General features: G+C 42.7%; 19 protein-coding genes. 8 read left to right on the top strand and 11 right to left on the bottom strand.

The genetic code is table 11. From position 1 onward, the window contains the following. Positions 1-64: 64 nt before the first annotated feature. Positions 65-310 (bottom strand): hypothetical protein, encoded by a 246-nt coding sequence (locus tag M5J74_RS21405; protein WP_015156043.1) that lies wholly within the window; start codon positions 308-310, stop codon positions 65-67. 809 nt (positions 311-1,119) lie between these two features. Here M5J74_RS21405 and M5J74_RS21400 point away from each other — a divergent pair. Both M5J74_RS21400 and M5J74_RS21395 read left to right on the top strand, forming a co-directional pair. Then, positions 1,120-2,613, top strand: a complete 1,494-nt coding sequence (locus tag M5J74_RS21400; RefSeq protein ID WP_015156042.1) for a NarK family nitrate/nitrite MFS transporter — start codon at positions 1,120-1,122, stop codon at positions 2,611-2,613. Positions 2,614-3,443: 830 nt separating this feature from the next. Further along, positions 3,444-5,669 carry a bifunctional diguanylate cyclase/phosphodiesterase gene (locus M5J74_RS21395; RefSeq protein WP_250013099.1) on the top strand — a complete coding sequence of 742 codons (2,226 nt, stop codon included), beginning with the start codon at positions 3,444-3,446 and terminating at the stop codon, positions 5,667-5,669. A 69-nt stretch (positions 5,670-5,738) separates the two neighbouring features. Here M5J74_RS21395 and M5J74_RS21390 read toward each other — a convergent pair whose 3' ends face one another. Further along, positions 5,739-6,497 (bottom strand): HEAT repeat domain-containing protein, encoded by a 759-nt coding sequence (locus M5J74_RS21390; RefSeq protein WP_015156040.1) that lies wholly within the window; start codon positions 6,495-6,497, stop codon positions 5,739-5,741. Positions 6,498-6,723: 226 nt separating this feature from the next. On the opposite strand from M5J74_RS21390, the gene M5J74_RS21385 reads away from it, so the two are divergent. Further along, positions 6,724-7,698, top strand: coding sequence for a cysteine synthase A (locus tag M5J74_RS21385; protein WP_015156039.1), 975 nt, complete (start codon positions 6,724-6,726; stop codon positions 7,696-7,698). 55 nt (positions 7,699-7,753) lie between these two features. Here the strand turns inward: M5J74_RS21385 and M5J74_RS21380 are convergent, their stop codons facing one another. Then, positions 7,754-8,809 carry an aromatic ring-hydroxylating dioxygenase subunit alpha gene (locus M5J74_RS21380; RefSeq protein ID WP_106167457.1) on the bottom strand — a complete coding sequence of 352 codons (1,056 nt, stop codon included), beginning with the start codon at positions 8,807-8,809 and terminating at the stop codon, positions 7,754-7,756. 70 nt (positions 8,810-8,879) lie between these two features. After that, on the bottom strand, positions 8,880-10,871 hold the full coding sequence (locus M5J74_RS21375) for an FAD-dependent oxidoreductase (protein WP_250013098.1): 1,992 nt from the start codon (positions 10,869-10,871) through the stop codon (positions 8,880-8,882). A gap of 23 nt (positions 10,872-10,894) precedes the next feature. Here M5J74_RS21375 and M5J74_RS21370 point away from each other — a divergent pair, with 23 nt between their 5' ends. Together M5J74_RS21370 and M5J74_RS21365 are read left to right on the top strand one after the other, a co-directional pair. Continuing rightward, positions 10,895-11,671, top strand: a complete 777-nt coding sequence (locus M5J74_RS21370) for an ABC transporter permease (RefSeq protein WP_250013097.1) — start codon at positions 10,895-10,897, stop codon at positions 11,669-11,671. Between the two features lie 186 nt (positions 11,672-11,857). Beyond that, entirely contained in the window at positions 11,858-12,265 is a 408-nt protein-coding gene (locus M5J74_RS21365) for a thioesterase family protein (RefSeq protein WP_106170784.1), read from the top strand. Here M5J74_RS21365 and M5J74_RS21360 read toward each other — a convergent pair. From M5J74_RS21360 to M5J74_RS21345, 4 genes are all read right to left on the bottom strand, one after another. Then, positions 12,225-13,652: a 2-succinylbenzoate--CoA ligase gene (locus M5J74_RS21360; RefSeq protein ID WP_371934069.1), complete on the bottom strand. Its 1,428-nt coding sequence runs from the start codon at positions 13,650-13,652 to the stop codon at positions 12,225-12,227. The two genes, M5J74_RS21365 and M5J74_RS21360, sit on opposite strands and share 41 nt — an antisense overlap. Next, complete coding sequence (locus tag M5J74_RS21355) at positions 13,637-14,611, bottom strand: o-succinylbenzoate synthase (protein ID WP_106216881.1); 975 nt, start codon at positions 14,609-14,611, stop codon at positions 13,637-13,639. Before M5J74_RS21355 ends, M5J74_RS21360 begins: the two co-directional genes overlap by 16 nt. 53 nt (positions 14,612-14,664) lie before the next feature. After that, entirely contained in the window at positions 14,665-15,573 is a 909-nt protein-coding gene (gene menA / locus M5J74_RS21350) for a 2-carboxy-1,4-naphthoquinone phytyltransferase (RefSeq protein ID WP_250013094.1), read from the bottom strand. A 120-nt stretch (positions 15,574-15,693) separates the two neighbouring features. Then, on the bottom strand, positions 15,694-15,903 hold the full coding sequence (locus M5J74_RS21345) for a hypothetical protein (protein WP_015156031.1): 210 nt from the start codon (positions 15,901-15,903) through the stop codon (positions 15,694-15,696). A 97-nt stretch (positions 15,904-16,000) separates the two neighbouring features. Between M5J74_RS21345 and M5J74_RS21340 the strand changes: the two genes are divergently transcribed. Then, on the top strand, positions 16,001-17,410 hold the full coding sequence (locus M5J74_RS21340) for an isochorismate synthase MenF (RefSeq protein ID WP_250013093.1): 1,410 nt from the start codon (positions 16,001-16,003) through the stop codon (positions 17,408-17,410). 69 nt (positions 17,411-17,479) lie between these two features. Next, positions 17,480-17,620 (top strand): hypothetical protein, encoded by a 141-nt coding sequence (locus M5J74_RS21335; RefSeq protein ID WP_181824208.1) that lies wholly within the window; start codon positions 17,480-17,482, stop codon positions 17,618-17,620. Here the strand turns inward: M5J74_RS21335 and M5J74_RS33600 are convergent. From M5J74_RS33600 to M5J74_RS21325, 3 genes are all read right to left on the bottom strand, one after another. Then, a complete protein-coding gene (locus tag M5J74_RS33600; protein ID WP_015156029.1) occupies positions 17,551-17,937 on the bottom strand; it encodes a four helix bundle protein in 387 nt (128 codons plus the stop codon). The genes M5J74_RS21335 and M5J74_RS33600 overlap by 70 nt on opposite strands. A gap of 116 nt (positions 17,938-18,053) precedes the next feature. Beyond that, the gene (locus M5J74_RS21330; protein WP_250013092.1) at positions 18,054-19,577 is read right to left on the bottom strand and encodes an Ig-like domain-containing protein; all 1,524 of its coding nucleotides are present in this window, start codon (positions 19,575-19,577) and stop codon (positions 18,054-18,056) included. Between the two features lie 91 nt (positions 19,578-19,668). Then, positions 19,669-19,908, bottom strand: coding sequence for a hypothetical protein (locus M5J74_RS21325; RefSeq protein ID WP_181824207.1), 240 nt, complete (start codon positions 19,906-19,908; stop codon positions 19,669-19,671). A gap of 31 nt (positions 19,909-19,939) precedes the next feature. On the opposite strand from M5J74_RS21325, the gene M5J74_RS21320 reads away from it, so the two are divergent. Next, positions 19,940-20,626 (top strand): DUF4142 domain-containing protein, encoded by a 687-nt coding sequence (locus M5J74_RS21320; RefSeq protein ID WP_015156027.1) that lies wholly within the window; start codon positions 19,940-19,942, stop codon positions 20,624-20,626. Positions 20,627-20,730: the final 104 nt, after the last annotated feature.

The following is a 20,730-nucleotide window of genomic DNA, read 5'->3' as shown; positions in this document are numbered from 1 at the left end:
GAGAGCGGGTACTTTTTATTTTTGATTTTCGTTTGTCAAGACTATGTACTTCCTAATTTAGGAACTATTGTTTCTCTCCCAAAACACCCCACACTCCTGCTTCTCCAGATGCGTTCGCCGGATTGGTAACGATCGCTTTTCCTGTAGATAGAGTATAGACAATTGGTAGCAGCCCTACCGCAAAAGAACATAAAACCACTAGCAGCACTAGCCTAACGGGATGAGGATGAGGCAGTTCTACCATCCACTCTTGAGCTATAGCTATGCGATTCAGTCTTTCTTCCCGACTTAATCTGCTTTTTGTCTGCATTGTTAAACACCAAATTCATAAAAAAGTTTGTTTTCACTTAAATATTACAGTTATTTTCTGTATCTAAAAATACAGAATTTGATTTATTTTAGAAAAATTTACAAGATCGGCGGATTTTCCTCTGAGAACCTCAGCCCTTTCTTCTACCTTCTGTCTGCTGACACCGGATAGTTGCGATCGCTGCCTTTAAGTGTTCGAGTATATTGTGATGACCGTAGATCAGAGTAGCTTTCTATTTAAATTCACCTATCAAAAGAGATATTGATAACTACGCAATCAGGAATAGATTCATATCTAAAAAATAATTATTCAAAGCTTCTTGGTAGCTATATCTAAATTAAAATATGCCCAATTGAATAAGAAATAAGCTTGTCAAACTGCCAAAAACCTTGTCACAAAAAGACTTCAAGCATCAAAGTTGGATAAAAATTCTGGATTGCTTACAATAAATGAACGTTTAAAAATCAAAAGTCATCAGCGAAACCCAAGTTTCTATATCAAGAAATAATAACAATAAAAAATCAGTGATGTACCAATGTAGTAGCAATTGCAAAAATCGAATACTTGCGTCAATAAATATTAGCAAACCGTAGTAATTTATACTAATAACGTGTTAAAGCTTTTATAACTTAGAACAAGTCAACAATTTGAAAAATCTGAAAATAGTAATGATGTCAGACACAAACAACTAAATTCAAAACACAATCCCGCCTTAATAAGTAGCGATCGATTAGTTATTGGTTTCTGATAACTGATGACTGATGACTGATAACTGATAACTGATAACTGTTGTTACGGGAGAATTTGAGATGGCTGGTATATGGTCATTCAGCGGACGCTATCGCATTCTACATTTAACATGGCTGGCATTTTTTCTCACGTTTGTCGTCTGGTTTAACTTTGCCCCTTTCGCGCCAACAGTCAAAGCAGAACTCGGTTTAAGCGAAGCCCAATTGAGAACGATCGCCCTTTGTAACGTCGCTTTAACAGTACCAGCACGAATTATTGTAGGGATGATATTAGATCGATTTGGACCTCGAATCACCTATTCTTGTTTGTTAGTATATGCAGCAATTCCGTGTTTAGCATTTGCCTTTGCCCAAAATTTCAGCCAATTGGTTTACAGCCGCTTAGCTTTGAGTATTGTCGGTTGTGGATTTGTCATTGGGATTCGCATGGTAGCTGAGTGGTTTCCTCCCAAAGAAATTGGCTTGGCAGAAGGAATTTATGGTGGCTGGGGGAACTTTGGTTCTGCGGGTGCTGCCTTCACTTTACCTTCCATTGCGGCAGCAACAGCCTTCCTTGCCGGAGGACAAATTAATTGGCGTTTGGCGATCGCTTCCACGGGAATTATTGCAGCAATCTTTGGCATCATCTATTTTTTTAACGTCCAAGATACACCACCAGGTAAAGTTTACGAACGTCCCGCTAGTAGTGCGGGAATGGAAGTCACTACCAAGAAAGACTTCTGGTTTTTATTACTAATGAACGTGCCTTTAGTCGGCATTTTGGGCGTACTTGCTTGGCGTTTAAATCAAGTTAAATTTTTCAACGCCACAACAATGTATGTCATTTGGTTTCTACTTCTGTGCCTGTATTTATTTCAGTCTTACAATATTTGGCAAGCAAATAAGCAGTTGATGCAGGGTGAAAAACGCTATCCCCCAGAAGATCGCTATCAATTTTCACAAGTTGCCAGTTTAGAGTTAGCTTACGTTGCTTGTTTTGGTTCGGAATTAGCTGTCGTTTCCATGTTGCCGACATTTTTTCAACGCGGCTTTGGCTTAAATGCAACCATAGCAGGGGCGGTTGCCGGAATATATGCATTTATGAATCTATTTGCCCGCCCTGGTGGGGGATTGATTTCTGATAAAGTGAACAGTCGTAAGTGGACGCTCGTTGTCACGCTGGCTGGGATGGGAATTGGCTATCTGATCTTTAGCAGTTTAGGCGGAAATGTCCCGTTACCAGTAGTAGCAGTTATGACAGCACTCGCTTCGTTCTTTGTTATGGCAGCAGAAGGTGCGACTTATGCAATCGTACCTTTAATAAAGCGTCGCGTCACCGGACAAATTGCTGGCAATGTGGGAGCTTATGGTAACGTTGGTGCAGTTGCTTTTCTCTCGATTTATAGTCTCTTGCCTAACGATCCAACAGGCGATCGCATTTTCTTCCAGATGTTAGGAGTGGTTGGTTTAATCGTGACTAGTTTGTGTGCTTTTTTCCTCAAAGAACCAACAGGTTCTCATAGTACGGAAGATGTTCCAGAAGCGATCGCCACCAAAGTATCGGTAACAAAGTAGGTAGGCGATCGCCACGATACACGATATGTTCTCATAATGTGATTGTCAGGATGCATAGATATGTACCTGACAATTCTTCAATATGCTGACAAAAACGCAATCATTTTAAGATTTATTCTAATATTCTTAATATTTTTAATAATTACGCAATTGCCCACTCCTACACCTAAGTAAGATTGCGGTAGATCTAGAATTTCTCCATGAGAAAATTACAAAATATATCCGTATATTCTCGTCTATAGCCAGCTATTTCTTCATGGGAACAATATAAGTCGGCAGAATTACTGCAATTTTCTTGATTGGAGTAGATTGCGGCACGACTAAAAAACTGTAGTTTCACTCATGCCATATATATTCAATTTTCTGTACAACCAGTATTAGGGATAAAGTTATTATAAATTCGCTCCGAGTTTTATTGCTATTTTAAAAGATTTTATTCATCCCCGTTTTATAAATATATGAATCTTTAGTCGGTCGCTCTCTAGTCCACATATAACTGAAGTAAAGTCTTGCACCAGAGAAATCTATTGAACGCTGCTCTTTTTCGAGATAACTATTTAAGTAATTCTAGCCAGCACTGGCGCACTATTTTTTTAAGAGATAGAAAAAATAGGAACTATATTGAGTTCTAACATTGCTCGTGCAAGGATTGAAAAAACATTAAGCATTATCATTATTTCACAAATGATTAAAGAGAGTGAATAGTAAGTAGATTTCACGTAACGCTCCACTCTCAGATCGATCGCAAATGACTAACGATTGACCATCACCACAGCAGAGTTGACGAACCATTGAGAGTTGCTACCACCATTATGCCTACAGGATATCTGATGTCGATTATGAGATTTCATCTCGGATGGCGAGCGAATTCCGAGCAATCGGCAGTTCGCTGGGTGTGGTGGCTGCCAGTCTTTTGTCTAGTGGAAGCAGCCGTAACAATTTTTGGAGATCGAACTTGGAATTGGCAAAATGCGATCGTTGGTCTGCTATTTTTCCTAGTCATCTTGGCTGCGAATAAGGTAATAAATTACATTCCTTGGACGTTTTTTCGTTCTCAATGGTGGATCGAGCGCTATCGGATAAAAAGCGATCGCCCGTTACGAGATTTTGCCTTACTTCAGTTCAGTATTTTAGTTTTATTAGTCTGTGGTGCTACGGCAGTTGGTTGGTGTTTTCGACCATTCTTAGGTATTAAATATATTGCCAATAGCAGTGTAATTTTTCTACTTTTATTAATATCGTTAGCTTTTGTCAGCGTGGCGATCGCCTGTTGGACGACGTTACCGCAAGTTGCAGCAATTGATGCGGTGCGCCAACAAGCAGAAAGCCTATTTCTCAAAGCCTCAGAACGATACGATTTAGTCATGCAAGGGGCAAATGAAGGACTGTGGGACTGGAACCTCGAAAATCATGAAATTTACTTTTCTCAGCGCTGGAAAGCCATGCTAGGCTACGCAGATGATGAAATTGCTAGTACCTTAGATGAGTGGCGCGATCGGATTCATCCCGATGACAAAGCGCAATTTCAACTTGAGTTATCTCGGCATTTAGATGGTACGACTAGCCATTTTGAACGGGAACACCGGATTTTACATAAAGATGGAACGTATCGCTGGGTACTAAGTCGCGGTTTGGCAGTCAGGAACGAGGAAGGACAAGCTTACCGCATCGCTGGTTCTCAAACTGATATTACCGATCGCCATCGTGCCGAAGCTCAGTTAAGTCATGATGCCTTACACGATCGACTCACGGGCTTACCCAACAGAATTTTATTTCAAGAGCGCTTAGAACACGTCTTGCAATTGGCGAAACGTCACAACATTTTCTCCTTTGCAGTGCTATTCGTCGATCTCGATCGGTTTAAAACGATTAACGATAGCCTGGGACATTTGGTAGGCGATCGGCTATTGATGGGTATTGCCCAAAGACTCAAAGCATGTATCCGCAGCAGCGATACATTGGCACGATTAGGCGGAGATGAGTTTGCCATGCTGATTGAAGATGTGGACGACAAAGGTGACATTATTCACCTCGTCGAACGGATACAGCAAGAATTTAAGCTACCGTTCCACCTCAACGGACAAGAAATCTACGCTAATGCAAGTATCGGCGTGTTAATCGAGACGGCTGACTACGACTGTGCTGAAGACTTGCTACGAGATGCAGATATAGCCATGTATCGGGCAAAAGAACGGGGACGTGGGTGTTATGAGGTATTTGACATCACTATGCGCGATCGTGCTGTCGCCATGTTGCACCTAGAAACAGACTTGCGCAAGGCAATTATCAACCAAGAATTTCAACTCCACTACCAGCCAATCGTCGCACTACATAACAACCAAATTACCGGATTTGAAGCCTTAGTCCGCTGGCAGCATCCCGACAAAGGCTTGATTCCGCCCATAGAATTTATCGGTGTTGCGGAAGAAACAGGACTGATTTTGCCATTAGGCATATGGGTGTTACAAGAAGCCTGCACTCAGATGCGTGCTTGGCACGAAGAATTTCCTTCCGATCCACCGCTATCAGTCAGCGTCAATGTTTCTGGTAAGCAATTTGCCCAAGTCGATTTAGTGGATAAAATTCGCCAAATCTTAGCAGAAACTAGTTTTGATCCGCATTGTTTAAAGCTCGAAATTACCGAAAGCACGATTGTCGAAGATTTAGCATCTGCTAAAGCCAAATTGATCCAGTTACAAGAGTTGGGCATTCAAGTTTCCATCGATGACTTTGGCACTGGTTATTCTTCTTTATCGTATTTAAGTCGCTTTCCGATCAATTTTTTGAAAATCGATCGCTCCTTCATTCAAGATATAGATACTAGCTCAGAGCGATTAGAAATTATTCGGGCGATCGTTTCCCTAGCCGATAGCTTGAAAATTGATGTCGTCGCCGAAGGAGTAGAAACCGCATCTCAACTCGCTCAACTCTGTTCCCTCCAACCTACATCTGGGCAAGAACACTTTGCTCAGGGCTACTTATTCTCCAAACCACTCAATCGCGATGCTGCCAAAAGTCTGATCGCCTCCGGTCGCGATTGTTATGCTTCTAAGTGAGCAGGGAGCAATTCAAAATTCACGTATTAATTCCGAATTCCGAATTCCGAATTCCGAATTCCGAATTCATTAAAACCATCCTTCCTGTTCCAATGTCTCGATCAATTGCAGTCCTCGCGGATCGCCGACACCGAGAATGGCGGCTCTAGCATCTTCTTTTACGCCTAAATCTTCATCTTCAGCAAAAGCTTGGATTAAGGCATCGACTGCCGTAGCATAGACGACGTTAGAAGGGAGTTCGCGACATAATTGACCTACCGACCAAGCGCAATTGCTCCTGACTGCTGCTACGGGGTCTTGCACCAAAGCTTCAATCAGGGGTGGCATGGCTCCGACTACTGCTTCATAACCGATTTCTGCCATTTGTGCTAAAGCGCTAGCAGCCCACAGCCGCACGGCGGAAATGTCGGTTCTCAAAGCTTCTGCTAAAGGTTTGAGGGAACGGCGATCGCGGCAGTTGCCTAATGCCCAGACAACTCCCTTACGCACGTAACCGTTCCAGTCTCGATTTAATTGTTGAATCAGTGCCTCTACCGCTTCTGGGCTGGGGTTGCGTCCGATCGCATAGGCAGCGCTGACTCTGACTAAAGGACAAGCATCTGTGAGTAAGCGAATTAAATGGGGCGTTGCCCGCTCATCTTCAATTTCACAGAAAGCTCGCGCTGCTAGCATCCTCTGCTGAGTTTGAGGATTTTCTAGCAGGGCAAGCATTTCATCTGGGTTAGGTTTTGCAGTCTCAGAATCAGCAGTTAAAGCACCTAGATGATCTAGGGGACTATCTAGCTGTACGGCTTCATCTAATATGCTAAGGTCGTCTTCGTCATACATGAGCGATCCGTTCACCGCGTTCTTTTGCCATCAATCAATGTGGCTTGGCGATCCAAATAGGTTAGCTACAATGATTTTACTCTGCTCGACACCCTACGGCTAACTCCTTTATGTTTTTATCTGCGATCGCACTTGCGTTTGCCGCTTGCAGATCGCGACAACACGCTCTACTACCTACCGCAATAAGTCAGAATTTTGATAGAAGATAATTAACGGTAGTTTAGGAATGGATATCAAAAACGGGTTTGTCGGTACTGTAGGCAATACACCCCTGATCCGGCTCAACCGCTTCAGTGAAGAGACTGGATGCGAAATTCTTGGTAAGGCAGAATTTCTCAATCCTGGGGGTTCGGTAAAAGACCGCGCCGCACTTTATATTATTAAGGATGCGGAAGAAAAAGGCATTCTCAAGCCTGGGGGTACGGTCGTGGAAGGGACAGCGGGAAATACTGGCATCGGACTTGCCCATATTTGTAATGCTAAGGGCTACAAAAGCTTAATTGTGATTCCCGATACCCAGTCGCAAGAAAAAATGGATGCGTTGAGGCTGTTGGGGGCTGAGGTGCGTCCTGTTCCTGCCGTACCATACAAAGACCCGAATAATTATGTCAGACTCTCCGGTAGAATTGCCGAGGAGATGGAAAATGCAATTTGGGCAAACCAGTTTGATAATTTAGCCAATAGAAGGGCGCATTACGAAACTACAGGTAAAGAAATCTGGGAACAAACAGACGGCAAAGTTGATGTGTGGGTAACGTCTACAGGTACGGGAGGTACGCTAGCAGGGGTAGCAATGTATCTGAAGGAAAAAAATCCTGCCATCAAGACAGTCTTAGCCGATCCGATGGGTAGTGCGCTTTACAGTTATATCAAAACAGGTGAAACCACAAGTGAAGGCAACTCCATTACAGAAGGTATCGGCAACAGTCGCGTAACTGCGAATATGGAAGGCGCACCGATTGACGATGCAATTCGCGTAACTGACGATGTAGCAGTAAAAATTGTCTACCGTCTGCTGCAAGAAGAGGGATTATTTCTCGGCGGTTCTACAGGAATTAATGTTGGTGCGGCGATCGCGCTAGCCAAGCAATTAGGTCCAGGTCATACAATTGTGACAATTCTGTGCGATAGCGGTACGCGCTATCAATCGCGGTTATTTAATCGCACCTGGTTAGCGGAAAAGGGGCTGTCGCCAGCTTAAATCTTTTCACTCAGCCGTGTCTCGGAAGATCCCCCAACCCCCCTTAAAAAGGGGGCTATGAGGGATTTGCTTGAATTTTAATTAATTTTTGAACGCTCGCTAAAGCACGGTTTAGTTCGTGATTTTTTTGTTCTGGATGGGCGAGATAGGCTTGCTGTTCTTCTTCAATCATCTGTACATCTTGTAGTACTAATCCATCTAATAATTTTTGCGCCGAGCCGAATAAACTGTTTTTAACGAACTTCCTAAAAGCTACGGGTAATTTATGCAAGCGCCAGAAGGCATTGAGAGAAGTAAAATGAATTAAATAAGCGCGGGTTTTTAATTCGTTAATTGGACAAAATAAACAATAAATTTTAAAATCATTGCCTAATGTTGATGTCCAATTGGGGTAAATATAGCTCACGTCTAATGGTTCGGGATGAAGGCGACGTAAGGCAGGAAAAAATAATTGCGAGATCGACCAAATTTTATCAATTTTATAATAGCTTTGTGCTTGATAATGCGCGTCAACTCGTCCTTCATCTTCATAGATATCTTGCAATATTGGATCTGCCCAAGCTTGCCAGCTTTGATGTAAATGTCCGTGATACATATCCATCAAATTCTCAATTAAGTAAGAATAATGAGCGGCACATTCAATAATTGAAACAGTGGCAATATAGTTGAGATGATCCCACTCTGGTAAGCCTAGAGGTTGAAGTTGCGTAGCTAGATTGCGATCGCCAGGAAATAACCAAACAAAACCATCTTGTTCTCGAATTGGATAATGGCGAATCTTGCAATTCGGTAGTTTTTGATTTGTTGCTAAATAAGGAACGTCAACGCATTCACCATTTCCAGCAATGCGCCAGCCGTGATAAGCGCATTCTAAATTGTTATCAACAACTCGTCCGTGACTGAGTTTAACTTGACGGTGCGGACATCGATCTTCTAATGCATATACTTTCCCATCGTTGCCACGATAAATTGCGATCGCTTGATGCCAAAGAGTGACGGCTATAGGGTTAGTTGTAACTTCACGACTACGGGCGACTGCATACCAATGATTCGGATTAATTCCAGTTTGCCGAATATCACGCTGTTGTGAGGTTAGCGAGGGGGTTTGCATAGCTTTATATATTTTTGAACTAATAATTTTGGAATTGGTAGGGTGCGTTAAAGAACACACCCTGCTGTAATTAAATCTTCAACATTCCCTCTGGATTAACGGAGAAAAGCGATCGCCTTTGCAATCCTTCGCGGTGTAAAATCTCATTTGCTGCTAGCAATCCACTACTTACAGCCCTTTCCATTAATCCGCAAGGAAATGGCATTTTGACCCAATCACCTGCAAAGATTAAATTAGGAATCTCTGTACTTGTCTCCGGTCGATCGCTATAGCTATTTGGTGGATAACCAGAGAAATTCTTTTGATTGACTAATTCCCGATGCAACATTTTTGCTTGCTGTAACTGCGGTACAATTTCATATAATTCTTGCTCGAATGTTGTCAATAAAGCTTGCTGATTGGGAAACTCTTTTTCTTTGTAACAATAGGCGTGTAACTCCACGACGCTACCACCCGTTTTATTTGCCCAATCAATATATGGTTCCTGAATGCGGTGATAAAGCGTAATGCTGTCGGTGAGTTGATAGCCAGATAAAGAGGTAAAATTGCTGTGTTGCCAATCAAAATCGCGATCGAACCAGAAGCGACAGACAGCGAAAGGATCGGCTATAGACAACTTTTCGACTTGCGATCGCACTTGCTGGCTAACTTCTCCCGCGACTAAGGTAAATAATTGTTGTACTCCTGGTACGTCGGTGGCGAAGATGTAGTAATCGGCTTGAATTGGTAATTGGTAGTTGGTAATTGGTAATTGGTAGTTGGTAGTTGGTAGTTGGTTGTTCAATGACTCCCGACTCCCGACTAGTTGCAATCGATCTTCTTGCTGTTTGACAACTTGAAAGCGGGGTAAATCTCTTTGTGCTGGTCCTTTCAATACTTTCCCTTGGCGATCGTATACTGCACCATGACAGGGACAGTGAAATTTGCCGTCTTCTGCGAGTTGTACCGTACAGCCTTGATGGGTACAGGTAAGAGAGATTGCTGCTTTATTTTCAGGAGAAACAGCATACATGCGATCGGCTGCACCGTAATATGAAATTTCTCCCTTGTCCCCCTTGTCCCCCTTGTCTCCAACTCCCGTTACCCAAAACGGCGCATCCTCCCCTTCTCCTTGAGAATAGCTGAGGGATGAAATCTTGCCATTTTGAGTTTGAATTGCGGTGACGTTAGCACCCGTGACAATCTTGCCACCATTTCGCGCGATCGCACTCGCAATTGGTTGGACTAAACTCGTACCCATGTCGTAGCGCGTACCGTTAAAAGCCAGTCCTTCGGGATTGCCAAAAAAGTAAAAGTGGAAAAATTGCATTAATTCTCCCACACTCATCAAATCTGGGGCATTCAAGCTTGATTTGGCGAAGGGTAAAAAGTATAAATCGTATAATCCGTGCGGAAAACTCCGTTCTACCCACTCGGCTACGGAAAGATGATCTAGGCGTTGAAAGGTTTTTTGGGTTTGAAATCCGGTAATTGCCCGAAACACCTGCCAGTGTTCCCATTTTGTCAGGTTAATACCCCATTTGAGCCGATTAGGAGAGGCGATCGCTAAATCAACGATATTCCACGGAAAAGCTGAGTGACTGGGACGGAAGACTTCTGGCTGGTACTTCTCACCCCGATAAAGGACGGCGTAGGAATTTAAAGACCGAAAATTGTCCTGAATTTCCAGTTCTGCCACGATACTTTTGAGGTTGTAGTATTGAGGAAAGAAACCGTGGAAGCCGTGTTCCATCATAAAAGTTTCCCCTGCTGCTTCGACCTGCCAGCTGGCAATCTTACCACCCAGTTGTGGCGATCGCTCTAATAGCGTCACGGCAAATCCGCGCTGACTCAGTTCGTAGGCGCAAGCTAATCCAGCTAATCCTCCACCGACAACAACTACGCTTTTCGATTGAGTTAGCGATCGCGGTAGATCTAATCTATCTGGTTGGTGTACCGTAGGCTGTGGTTTTGAAAACCGAGTGTATCCCACAACTCCCCCGACAGCACCAATCCCACATAGCTTAAATAAAGTGCGTCGAGAAATTGGCTGTGAAAGCACGTCGTTTGATAATGGATTCAAGTTAACTCCTCACTCCCATCACGATGAAATATTGGCGAGAAACGCTGGCTGTCGCACAACGAATCTTAATTGAACTACTGCGTCGCCGTCGCAGCTTAATTTTTTGGAGTATTTTTCCCGTTTCTGTATTGTTACTTAACGGATTTATTTTGGCAGAACGAGCCAAGCTGTCAATAGACCAAGCTTTTAATATTGCTGCACCCTTAACGTTAGTAGGAGCAGCGTTGTTTTTCAGTTGTTTGGGTGGTACGGTTGCTACTATCGTTTCCGAACGAGAACAACAAACTCTCAAGCGTCTATTCATTTCTCCTCTAAGTGGCACTTCCTACTTTTTAGGAATTTTTCTCGCTCACAGTTGTATTGGCATAGGACAAGCTGTACTAATTTATACGATTTCTTCATTATTTTTTAATGCTAGTTTCAATGGTTCCTTGATTTTGGGCTGCTTAATTATTTTACTGAGTATAGCTGCATACGTAGGTTTAGGTTTTATTTTAGGCACGCAATTAGCCCGTCGTACGGAAGATGTAAATGCTTTAATCGCGGCTTTTGGCGTGCCGTTGTTGATGTTAGGCGGTGCTTTTATCCCTACTTTTTTGTTTCCGAAACATTTACAACAAATTGCCAAGTTCAACCCGATTTATCACATGAATACAGCTTTTTTAAAAGTTTCTGCTAACGGAAGTGAGATGGCTGAAATTAGCGAGAATTTCTGGTTTTTAGTTGGCTTCACGGGATTGATGGTACTGGGAGGATGGTTATCTTATCGGCGAATGTTGGTGGTAGAGAGAAGATTGTGATCTAGTACTCTCGATCCCCCTAACCCCCTTTTTAAGGGGGAAATAAAGCCCTCTTTTTATGCAGATTGGAGAATATTTAATGCCTGTTCACTCTGGATTGGCGTTAAAAATTAAGAAAAAAAGAAAAATTGGTAGCTAATTCTGGCACTATCGGAGATAAATAGATGTGAACATACTCCTCGATAAATGACATTTACATATACTCGTACTATTCGCTTTCAGGATACTGATGCAGCTGGGGTTGTCTACTTTGCCAGCGTTCTATCTATATGCCATGAAGCTTACGAAGAGTCTTTAGCAGCATCAGGAATTAACATCCAAGCGTTTTTCAGTAAAACTTCGGTTGCTATTCCCATCGTTCATGCTAGTGCAGATTTTTTCCGTCCGATGTTTTGTGGCGATAAAATCTTAGTCGAACTCACGCCAAAATATATGGGCGATGATTATTTTGAGGTAACGTATAAAATGGTTGACGCAGGCGATCGCGAAGTTGCCAAAGTCTTGACAGAACACGTTTGTATCGATCCTGAAAGCAGAACCAGACAACAATTACCTAGCGAGATCGTCCAGTGGTTTCAACAGTGGGTAGATTAGATAAATCTCGATCGCGATTTTCTTGAGTCAAAATCGCGATCGCTTGTAATTGTTCTCGGTTGAGTTTGCCTTGCGCGTTACGAGGTAGCTTTTGAGCGCTAATCCAATATTTAGGTATTTTAAACTTAGATAAACTATTGGCGATCGCGGCTTTAATTTCTCTTGCAGAAACCGACTGAGATTTAGGAACGTAAATTGCCGTGACGACTTCTCCCCAAACGCGATCGCAAAGTCCAATTACAACAATATCATCGACTAATTGAGTTACTCTAATCGCAGCTTCAACTTCACAAGGATATACGTTTTCGCCTCCTGTAATAATCTTATGACTGTTGCGACCGACAATATTTAAATAGCCGCGATCGTCTATATAACCTAGATCGTCTACCTGAATCTCTACTTGTTCTAACAAATCTGGATAGTAGCCTAAAGCTAAAGACTTAGCTTGAATGCAAATCGTGCCGATTTCATTGGAATTTAATATTTCATGTTTAGAATTAATAATTTTAATTTGCGCGTGAGGTAAAACTCGACCGCAACTGTTATATCCTTGAAGAAAATCTTCTGGCTTGAGGGTAGCAATTTGTGATGCCGTTTCTGTCATTCCATAAGTAGGTGCTAGTCTAACTTTAGAATCTCTGGCTCGATCTAAAAGTTCTTGCCAAGCAGGCGCGCCACCTAATAATACTGTTTGAAATTGTGCCAACCAATCGACTAAATTGGGAATCTGTAATAAACGCTGAAGTTGAGTTGGAACCAAAGAAATAAAAAAATCTTCAGGATCGAGATCGGGTATAACTCCAGATTCTATAGTTTTAAAAGGAAAAATTGCTAATTTACCGCCAGAAGTTAGCGATCGCATAAATTGCATTAAGCCACTAACATGATATAGGGGTAAAACACAAAAAGAATTAATCTGCTGACTTTGAAAGTATGTTTGAAAGCCTCGAACGGAGGCATTTAAGGTATCCCACGTATGAATGGCAAAACGAATTTTACCCGACGATCCACCCGTGGGAATCATGATAGATGAATTCGGAATTCGGAATTCGGAATTCGGAATTATCGCTGTTATTTTTTGATTTTGGACTTCTCCCCAGACAATATCTGGTTGTACAATATCAAAAACCTGCTGCCATTCTCCTTCTTCCCAAAAGGGATTGCAAAGAAATATGGAACAATCTACACTACAGGCAGCGATAAATCCAGCTAAAAATCGAATTGGGTTGCTTTCAGCTAAAATAATTCTAGGCGAATTCTGCTGAGAAGATTGCTCGATAATTTCTAAATAAAATTGCTCTGCTAGTTCGACAAGTTCGCCACTATCGCCACCAATTAACCAATGGCGATCGCCAGATTTTTTTATAGCTTCTAACAAGCTTGCCATAATTGTTCTAGCCAAGTTTGTTCATTTTCCTCTAACCAGTGATGTACGCCAAACCCAACTGCGCGACGATTTAGAGATAGTTCTGCTGCTAGTTTTAAAGCTGCTTGTTTACCGACAATAGTTTCAAATACGGAAGAGAATACCGCATCAATTTTGTGTTCTTGACAGAACTTTCGCAAACGACTTGGCGAACCAGCAATACTGGGTTTAATCGTAAAAATTCCTCGCCATCCCTGCTGATAGCAAGTTTCTAATTGAGTCAGATTAGCTACAGATTCATCCAGCGCGATCGCGGTAGCATAGTAGCAACTCAATTCTTGCATTTCAGTCAAATTCTCTCTAGCAAGCGGCTGTTCGATATATTCAATTTCTACACCTACTCCCGTTGCCATAACGCGATCGCAGGTATAAAGCCACAAATTTGCCTCATCATAACTCAGTCCCCCATTGGCATCTAATCGCAGTTTTACTCTCTCTGGCAATACTTCAGTTAAGTGGTGAAAAATAGCCAATTCCTCAGCAATCGGATAAACTCCAATTTTCCATTTAAAGGTGCTATAACCGTCTTTTGCTAAACTTTGCCAGGTTGATAAGGCAGCTTTACCAGCAGGAAGTAAAGCACTGTAGGGAAGGGATGTTGTAGGAGCGATTTGTACGTTCTTACAACAATTAATATCTTCCCATGCTGATTCAAATCCAAACTGACAAGCGGGAAGGCGATCGGGAATCGAAAAAATAATTTCCTCAGAAATTTCTTTTGGTAACTGGCGACAAAAATCTAACGCTTGTTCTACTGTTTCCGAGCCAAACCAACTAATAGGCGCAATCTCACCATATCCCACATTTGAATTGCTAGTCAATCGAATTATAATCCCATCTCGCACGTCCCAAACGCCATGATTTGTTTGTAGAGGTGGTTTAAATCGTCGTCGATAAGGACGAAAATCGAATTGAGTCATGGGAATCTTCTCTAGCCACCAGCCACTAGCCACCAGCCACTAATAACTGACACCTATAACATAAATCCCAATCCTAACAGTAATCCGCAGACAAAATGCAACCCTACGGCAATAAACTTACAATTGCTTACTTTTTCTGGTTGGTCATGATATTGTAGAACGTGCCGACACAACTTAATTGCAAAGGGTAAGCTTAACCAACTTAGTAAAGTCCACGTTGGAAATATATTTAAAACTGTTAATAAACTGGTTAAGGTGTAAATACTGCCACAAATCCAGGGTAATAAATTAGCAGATAAAGCCGTACCCAAACGGACAATAGGCGATCGCTTTCCGGCAGCGAGATCGTCCTTGATTTGGTGAAAATGAGAACAGAACAAAATTAAGCTAGTGACAGTTCCGACAATAATTGAAGCAGCTAAGTTTGTGGTTGACCAAGATTGAGTTTGACTATAGTAAGCTGCTGAAACTGCAAGCGGACCATAAGCCACAAAGCACAGAATTTCCCCTAACCCGTGATATCCTAAGCGAAAAGGTGGTGCCTGATAAGCGTAGCCGATCGCGCAGCACGCGAGGATAATGCCGATTATAGTTAAGTCTCGTTGCCACCAGGCGATCGCCAAAATACCCAATAAACCCAAAATCAAAAACAGATTCCCAATCCAGAAAATGAGACGTTTGTTTCCAGTTAAATTCACCAAAGAGTGAGCTTTATTTTTATCGATTCCCGTTTCAGAATCGAAAACATCATTGCTGATATTACTCCAAGCCACAATACAGATAGCAGCAGTGAGAAAAGTCGAAAATACGCCTGCATTCAAATTTTTTGTTTGCGCAACTGCTACCGCAGTTCCTACCCAAATTGGAATAATGGCAACGCTGTACATTGGTGGTTTAATTGCTGCCATCCACAATTTCGATTTAGGTTGAGAATTAGAATATGTAATCAGCTTTGTTGTCATTTTAAAGGGTGATTGGTAATTGGTAGTTGGTAATGGGTAATGGGAGTTGGCAGTTGGTTGATAGTGAGTGGCTAGTGGAACCAGACTCAATTCTTATCACTAGCCACTAGCCACTAGCCACTAGTCACTGATAACTGATAACTGACAACTGATAACCGTCCCCATTTCTTGTACTATAGGGATCGGTGCATTTGCGGCATGAGAGTAGCTGTCATTCCCATGCTGTCTGCGTTCTAGCGGTTTTCTCTCGCTCTGGACTTCGTCCCGCTTTGCTAACACTCCTTGCTCCTCGCTCCTCGTATGCAAACCGATCGCCTGTAGCCATCCCATCACGATTTAATAATCTTTAGGAACAGAAGTTAAAAAAAATTTACAGTTAAAAAAAATTTACTAAACTTGGATGCAAAAATAGTTTACTTTAACATTCATGCTCCTTTTACCGCGCCCTGCCAACTACCACTTAAACTGCCAGAAGCTATACCAGTTTCTTGTAGCTTCGCAAAAAAACTGCGATCGAAATTGTTCTCAAATCGTCAGCATTTCTCTGGAGATCGATTCGATCGATCCGCTGGCTTTACTAGAAAAACTAGCTCGACCCCATCAATTAAATTTCTATTTCGAGAATAAAAGCAAAGGAGAGGCAATCGCTGCTATTGATGCTGTAGCACAGTTACAATTGGCAGGTGCAAATCGTTTTCATCTGACTCAAAAGTTTATTCGCTCTTGTTTAAAAGAAACAGATATTTTTGATTCTTCTAACCATACTTTTGCTAAACCACATTTCTTTTGTAGCTTCAGTTTTTTCTCGGAGGCTACAGCAGATTATCCCTTTCCAGTTGCTACAGTATTTCTACCCCGCTGGCAAATTGCTAGACAAGGCGATCGCTGCGTATTAGTTGCTAACTTGCCAATTGAAGCAGATACAAATATAGATGTATTCATTCAACAATTATGGCGTAAGATTCATGAGATTACCTCAATAGAACAGCCAGAAAACGAAGGAAATCATTTTCAACGAGAATTCAGTCAAGTTGATGTCAGTAGTATCGATCGCTTTAAACAAGCAGTTATTGACTGTTCGGAATTAATTTACGAACAACAACTGAGTAAAGTTGTCCTGGCTCATGCAATTGACGTGCAGGCAAATACAAACTTTAACTTATTTAAGTGTCTCAACCGCTTGCGACAAATGCATCCCGATTGTTACGTGTTTTCTACTCATAATGGGAAAGGACAAAACTTTATCGGCGCAAGTCCCGAACGATTAATTAGCATTCGCGATCGCCAACTATTTACCGATGCTTTAGCTGGTTCAATTTCGCGAGGAAAAACAACGGCGGAAGATACAGTATTAGCCAATCAATTATTGCAGAGTGAAAAAGAAAGGCACGAACATCGAGTTGTGATTGACTTTATTACGCAAAGTTTGCAAGAACTCGGTATTGCTCCACAATTATTATCGCCTCGGTTACGGCGACTAGCAAATATTCAACATTTATGGACACCAATTCAAGCTAAAGTTCCGATTGATGTTCATCCATTAGAAATTGTTGCCGCTTTACATCCAACTCCAGCAGTAGGAGGAGTTAGCAGACAACTCGCTTGCAAAAAAATTCGCACCTACGAAAAGTTTGAAAGAGGTTTGTATGCTGCACCTTTAGGCTGGGTAAATCATCAAGGAGATAGCGAATTTATTGTGGGAATTCGTTCGGCTTTAATTGATGGCGATCGCGCTAGGTTGTATGCTGGTGCTGGAATTGTTGCTGGCTCTAATCCCGATCGAGAAATTGCCGAAGTCAGGTTGAAATTACAGGCATTACTGAAGGCTTTGATCTGAAGAGAGACAAGGGGGACAAGGGGGACAAGGGAGACAAGGGGGAACTCGGGGACCCCACGACCGAAGGGAGTGGGGATTAGGGGGCGAAGGGAGACAAGGGAGACAAGGGAGACAAGGGGGACAAGGGAGACAAGGGGGATTTATTCACCGATAGTCCATTGGGCTGAATTATTAATCATGTTTACTAAACCGCATAATACCTTGTTGTAAGTACTGTAAATTTCTCTCGCTTGGTTTATTTCTATGTAGCCGCATTTGACGGCAAATTTTATCCAAACTTGAGTTTCAGAAGCTTCCGCCTCACAATCGTTTAACTTGGCAATAAAAGCAGCCTTATATCTACGTTTTCTCCAAGCCTCTGCTAAATTGGCACATACAGAGCGTGATGAACGACGGATTTGGTCAGTTAACGAATATCTCTCTTCAATAGGAAACTTTTTAGTGAGTTCGTATATTGTCATTGCTGTATCGAATGCTAACTCAAATATTGCTAAATCTTCATGGCTCTTAAAAGACTTTTTCTTCACAAACAAACATTTTTATCCCACTTCACAATCTATTATTCCCAACAATCCCCCTTGTCCCCCTTGTCTCCCTTGTCTCCCTTGTCCTTTTCTCTAACTCCCTTACTCCTCACCCCTAGTTAAGGTATCCATCTGGGACGAAAGCCAGGTAAGGGCAACTGTTCGGGACGCAATTGGTTGGTGAGATCGGCATTTATAGTTTCAGGAAGTGGGAGTAGCCATAAATGACTGGTGGCGATCGCCTGTCCTTGCTCGGTACGGGGTAAAGTTGGAGATGGGTTAGCATTGGCTGCTGTCACGACTTGATCGAATAGCAAACCCAAGCCATCGGGAGCTAAACTCATCTGAATATCTCTCTGATTGGGTAGCACGACTAGAGGCGTTTGTTTTCCGGTTTTGAGATCGATCGCGCTTAAATACGGCTGTTCCTCATAAGTATTTCCCTGCATCAACTGTGTCAGCAAGCAGTAGAGAATTCCGGCACGCGGATCGAACTGAGCGCTGAGAATAGAACCAGTCGTGCGTAATAATTCTCTTTGTACGCCTTGGTTTGTGACTAAAAATAGCGATCGCGTGTAATCGGAATTAAATCGCACCATTGCCCCTTGCGTACCATCGGGGGCAAAGTCCAGTACCATACCAAATTGAGGCAGAAATTCTAAGGGTTTTTTTGCATCAGCTTGTAAAGGTAAAATTGCGACTCCTTGTCCTTGGGCAACTGCTACTGTTTGACTGTCAGGAGTAATTAAAAAGTCTCCCCCTGGTTCCGTTTCCATTTCCTGCGGCGGAGAATTGGGACGGACGATCCAAAAACCAAATCGATCGGATTGACGCTGGCTGACACGCTGCACCAATATAGTGTTGCCATCGGGAGACAAGTCAAATTTGAGATTTTGATAGTCTTTGTTATCTAAAATTAGGTCAATTTTGCCTGGAGACGGGACTTGTTGACGATTCAAGAAAGAAAACCAGTGAGTCCGATCTGGTTGAGGGGTAGAAATTCCAGTTGTGACAGTATAAATCTGGGCAGAAAGTAACCCTTGGGGATTGTGATTTTGGCGATTTTGGCGATCGCTAGCAGAAAAGAGAATTTTGTCACCATGAGGATAAAGCTTATAATCAACGACTGCCAGATTTTTCGGCGTGAGGATCGTTTTCTTTTGCTGGGTGAAATTGTAAAGGACGAGCCTGCCTTGTTCCTCTCCTTCTACACCGAGATAGACAAAAGCGCGATCGCGGGTACTAAAAGTTGCCTCAAAAGGTTGTAGCAGCCGCCTCAAATCTGTTTCAGGCGTAAACTTATCTCTGGCAAAGCGTAACTGCACGCGATACGTCGCGCCATAGGGTGCTGGTTCTAGCAAAGTATACGCTAACCGTCGTCCTGCCCAACTAACTTTACCTGGTAGTGGCGGATCGATTTGTAAGTTTGCCTCGACGCTATTGGTATTCATCGGACGGCTAAACGTGAGGCTAAAAGAGCGATCGCTAGCACCAATCTGTCTAGCTTGCCAACTAAAATCTCTCACTTTGGGTGCAACTATATCCCCGCGCCACACCAACAGTCCAATGAGCAGACTGAGAACGAAGATCAGGGCGATCGCCACGCGATCGATGGGTTGGAACCAAGACTTAGTAGCTGACATCTTAAATTGGTTGTTGATTGTGAGGGAGTAGATAGTGGCTGGTGGCTAGTAGCTAGTTTCTTGTTTCGGTCTAGTCACCAGTCCCTAGCCACTAGTCACCGAGTGCTGATTTTTTGTAGTCAATATAACAAATGACCAATGACGAATGACCAATGACGAATGACTCTTCAGGTAGAGGTTGGAGATCGGCTGGAGATTGCAAATAGAGAATAGGTGTGGACGAAGCAGATGTACTAGTCAAATGCGATCGCCACACCTTTAACAATCGCTTAACAAACACCCGCGATCTGTCAGTCACTTGACGGCATGAGTGAGGGTGTGAGGAATACATAAGCATTACAAAACAAGGAAGTTTAATAGCAATGCAACGCAAAATTATCACTGCTGCTCTTGTGGCAGTCGGGTTGTTTGTCTCTTTAGAATACAAAACCTTAGCACAATCAAGTCAATCCCCAACTCAATCTTCTCCTGGAACTACGACGCAGCCTGTTCCTGATGCAACTCGCTCTACACCTGGTGCAACTGAGTCGAATCCCAGCATAAACCAACCTAATCGCGATTCAACTCAGACTCAACCCAGCACAACCGGGCAAAATCAGCAACTCAGTACTCAAGATCGGCAGTTTATTACTGAAGCAGCCCAAGGGGGAATGGCGGAAGTCCAACTCGGAAAACTTGCCTTGCAACGCGCCTCTAGCCAAGAGGTAAAAGATTATGCTCAGCACATGATTGACGAGCATACTAAAGTTAATCAAGAGCTAATGGCTTTGGCACAACAAAAAGGTGTAACTCCACCAAAAACCATCGGTCAAAAAAATGAAGCTGTACGGGCAAAGCTATCGAAGCTTTCTGGCAGCGCTTTTGATAAGGCATATATGAACGAGGCAGGAGTTAAAGCCCACGCTCAGCAAGAAGCTTTATTCAGCCAGCAGGCGAAACAAGGTCAAGATCCAGATCTAAAAGCTTTTGCTGCTAAAGTCTTACCCACAGTACAAGAGCATTTGCAACAGGCACAAAAACAAACGGGTAATAGTGCTACTAAAAAATAAGTGAGTCGTAGGGGCGGGTGCGCGCAAGCAGATTTACGGCTGTAACCACAAGTCTTTGTCCAAAACCCGCCCGTACAGATAGAGACATTACATATAACGTCTCT

The sequence above is a fragment of the Chroococcidiopsis sp. CCNUC1 genome, assembly GCF_023546805.1.
GTDB classification, from domain to species: domain Bacteria; phylum Cyanobacteriota; class Cyanobacteriia; order Cyanobacteriales; family Chroococcidiopsidaceae; genus Chroococcidiopsis; species Chroococcidiopsis thermalis.
Note: the sequence above shows the minus strand (reverse complement) of the source record. Positions and strands in the feature narration are given on the sequence as shown.

What these genes read in the sequence shown, in the direction of transcription:
- M5J74_RS21345 (WP_015156031.1), bottom strand. Translation starts at nt 15,903, where the DNA reads ATGGGATGGCTACAGGCGATCGGTTTGCATACGAGGAGCGAGGAGCAA.
- M5J74_RS21400 (WP_015156042.1), top strand. Translation starts at nt 1,120, where the DNA reads ATGGCTGGTATATGGTCATTCAGCGGACGCTATCGCATTCTACATTTA.
- M5J74_RS21390 (WP_015156040.1), bottom strand. Translation starts at nt 6,497, where the DNA reads ATGTATGACGAAGACGACCTTAGCATATTAGATGAAGCCGTACAGCTA.
- M5J74_RS21385 (WP_015156039.1), top strand. Translation starts at nt 6,724, where the DNA reads ATGGATATCAAAAACGGGTTTGTCGGTACTGTAGGCAATACACCCCTG.
- M5J74_RS21340 (WP_250013093.1), top strand. Translation starts at nt 16,001, where the DNA reads ATGCTCCTTTTACCGCGCCCTGCCAACTACCACTTAAACTGCCAGAAG.
- M5J74_RS21380 (WP_106167457.1), bottom strand. Translation starts at nt 8,809, where the DNA reads ATGCAAACCCCCTCGCTAACCTCACAACAGCGTGATATTCGGCAAACT.
- M5J74_RS21365 (WP_106170784.1), top strand. Translation starts at nt 11,858, where the DNA reads ATGACATTTACATATACTCGTACTATTCGCTTTCAGGATACTGATGCA.
- M5J74_RS21330 (WP_250013092.1), bottom strand. Translation starts at nt 19,577, where the DNA reads ATGTCAGCTACTAAGTCTTGGTTCCAACCCATCGATCGCGTGGCGATC.
- M5J74_RS21360 (WP_371934069.1), bottom strand. Translation starts at nt 13,652, where the DNA reads ATGGCAAGCTTGTTAGAAGCTATAAAAAAATCTGGCGATCGCCATTGG.
- menA (WP_250013094.1), bottom strand. Translation starts at nt 15,573, where the DNA reads ATGACAACAAAGCTGATTACATATTCTAATTCTCAACCTAAATCGAAA.
- M5J74_RS21395 (WP_250013099.1), top strand. Translation starts at nt 3,444, where the DNA reads ATGTCGATTATGAGATTTCATCTCGGATGGCGAGCGAATTCCGAGCAA.
- M5J74_RS21405 (WP_015156043.1), bottom strand. Translation starts at nt 310, where the DNA reads ATGCAGACAAAAAGCAGATTAAGTCGGGAAGAAAGACTGAATCGCATA.
- M5J74_RS21320 (WP_015156027.1), top strand. Translation starts at nt 19,940, where the DNA reads ATGCAACGCAAAATTATCACTGCTGCTCTTGTGGCAGTCGGGTTGTTT.
- M5J74_RS21370 (WP_250013097.1), top strand. Translation starts at nt 10,895, where the DNA reads ATGAAATATTGGCGAGAAACGCTGGCTGTCGCACAACGAATCTTAATT.
- M5J74_RS21355 (WP_106216881.1), bottom strand. Translation starts at nt 14,611, where the DNA reads ATGACTCAATTCGATTTTCGTCCTTATCGACGACGATTTAAACCACCT.
- M5J74_RS21325 (WP_181824207.1), bottom strand. Translation starts at nt 19,908, where the DNA reads ATGTATTCCTCACACCCTCACTCATGCCGTCAAGTGACTGACAGATCG.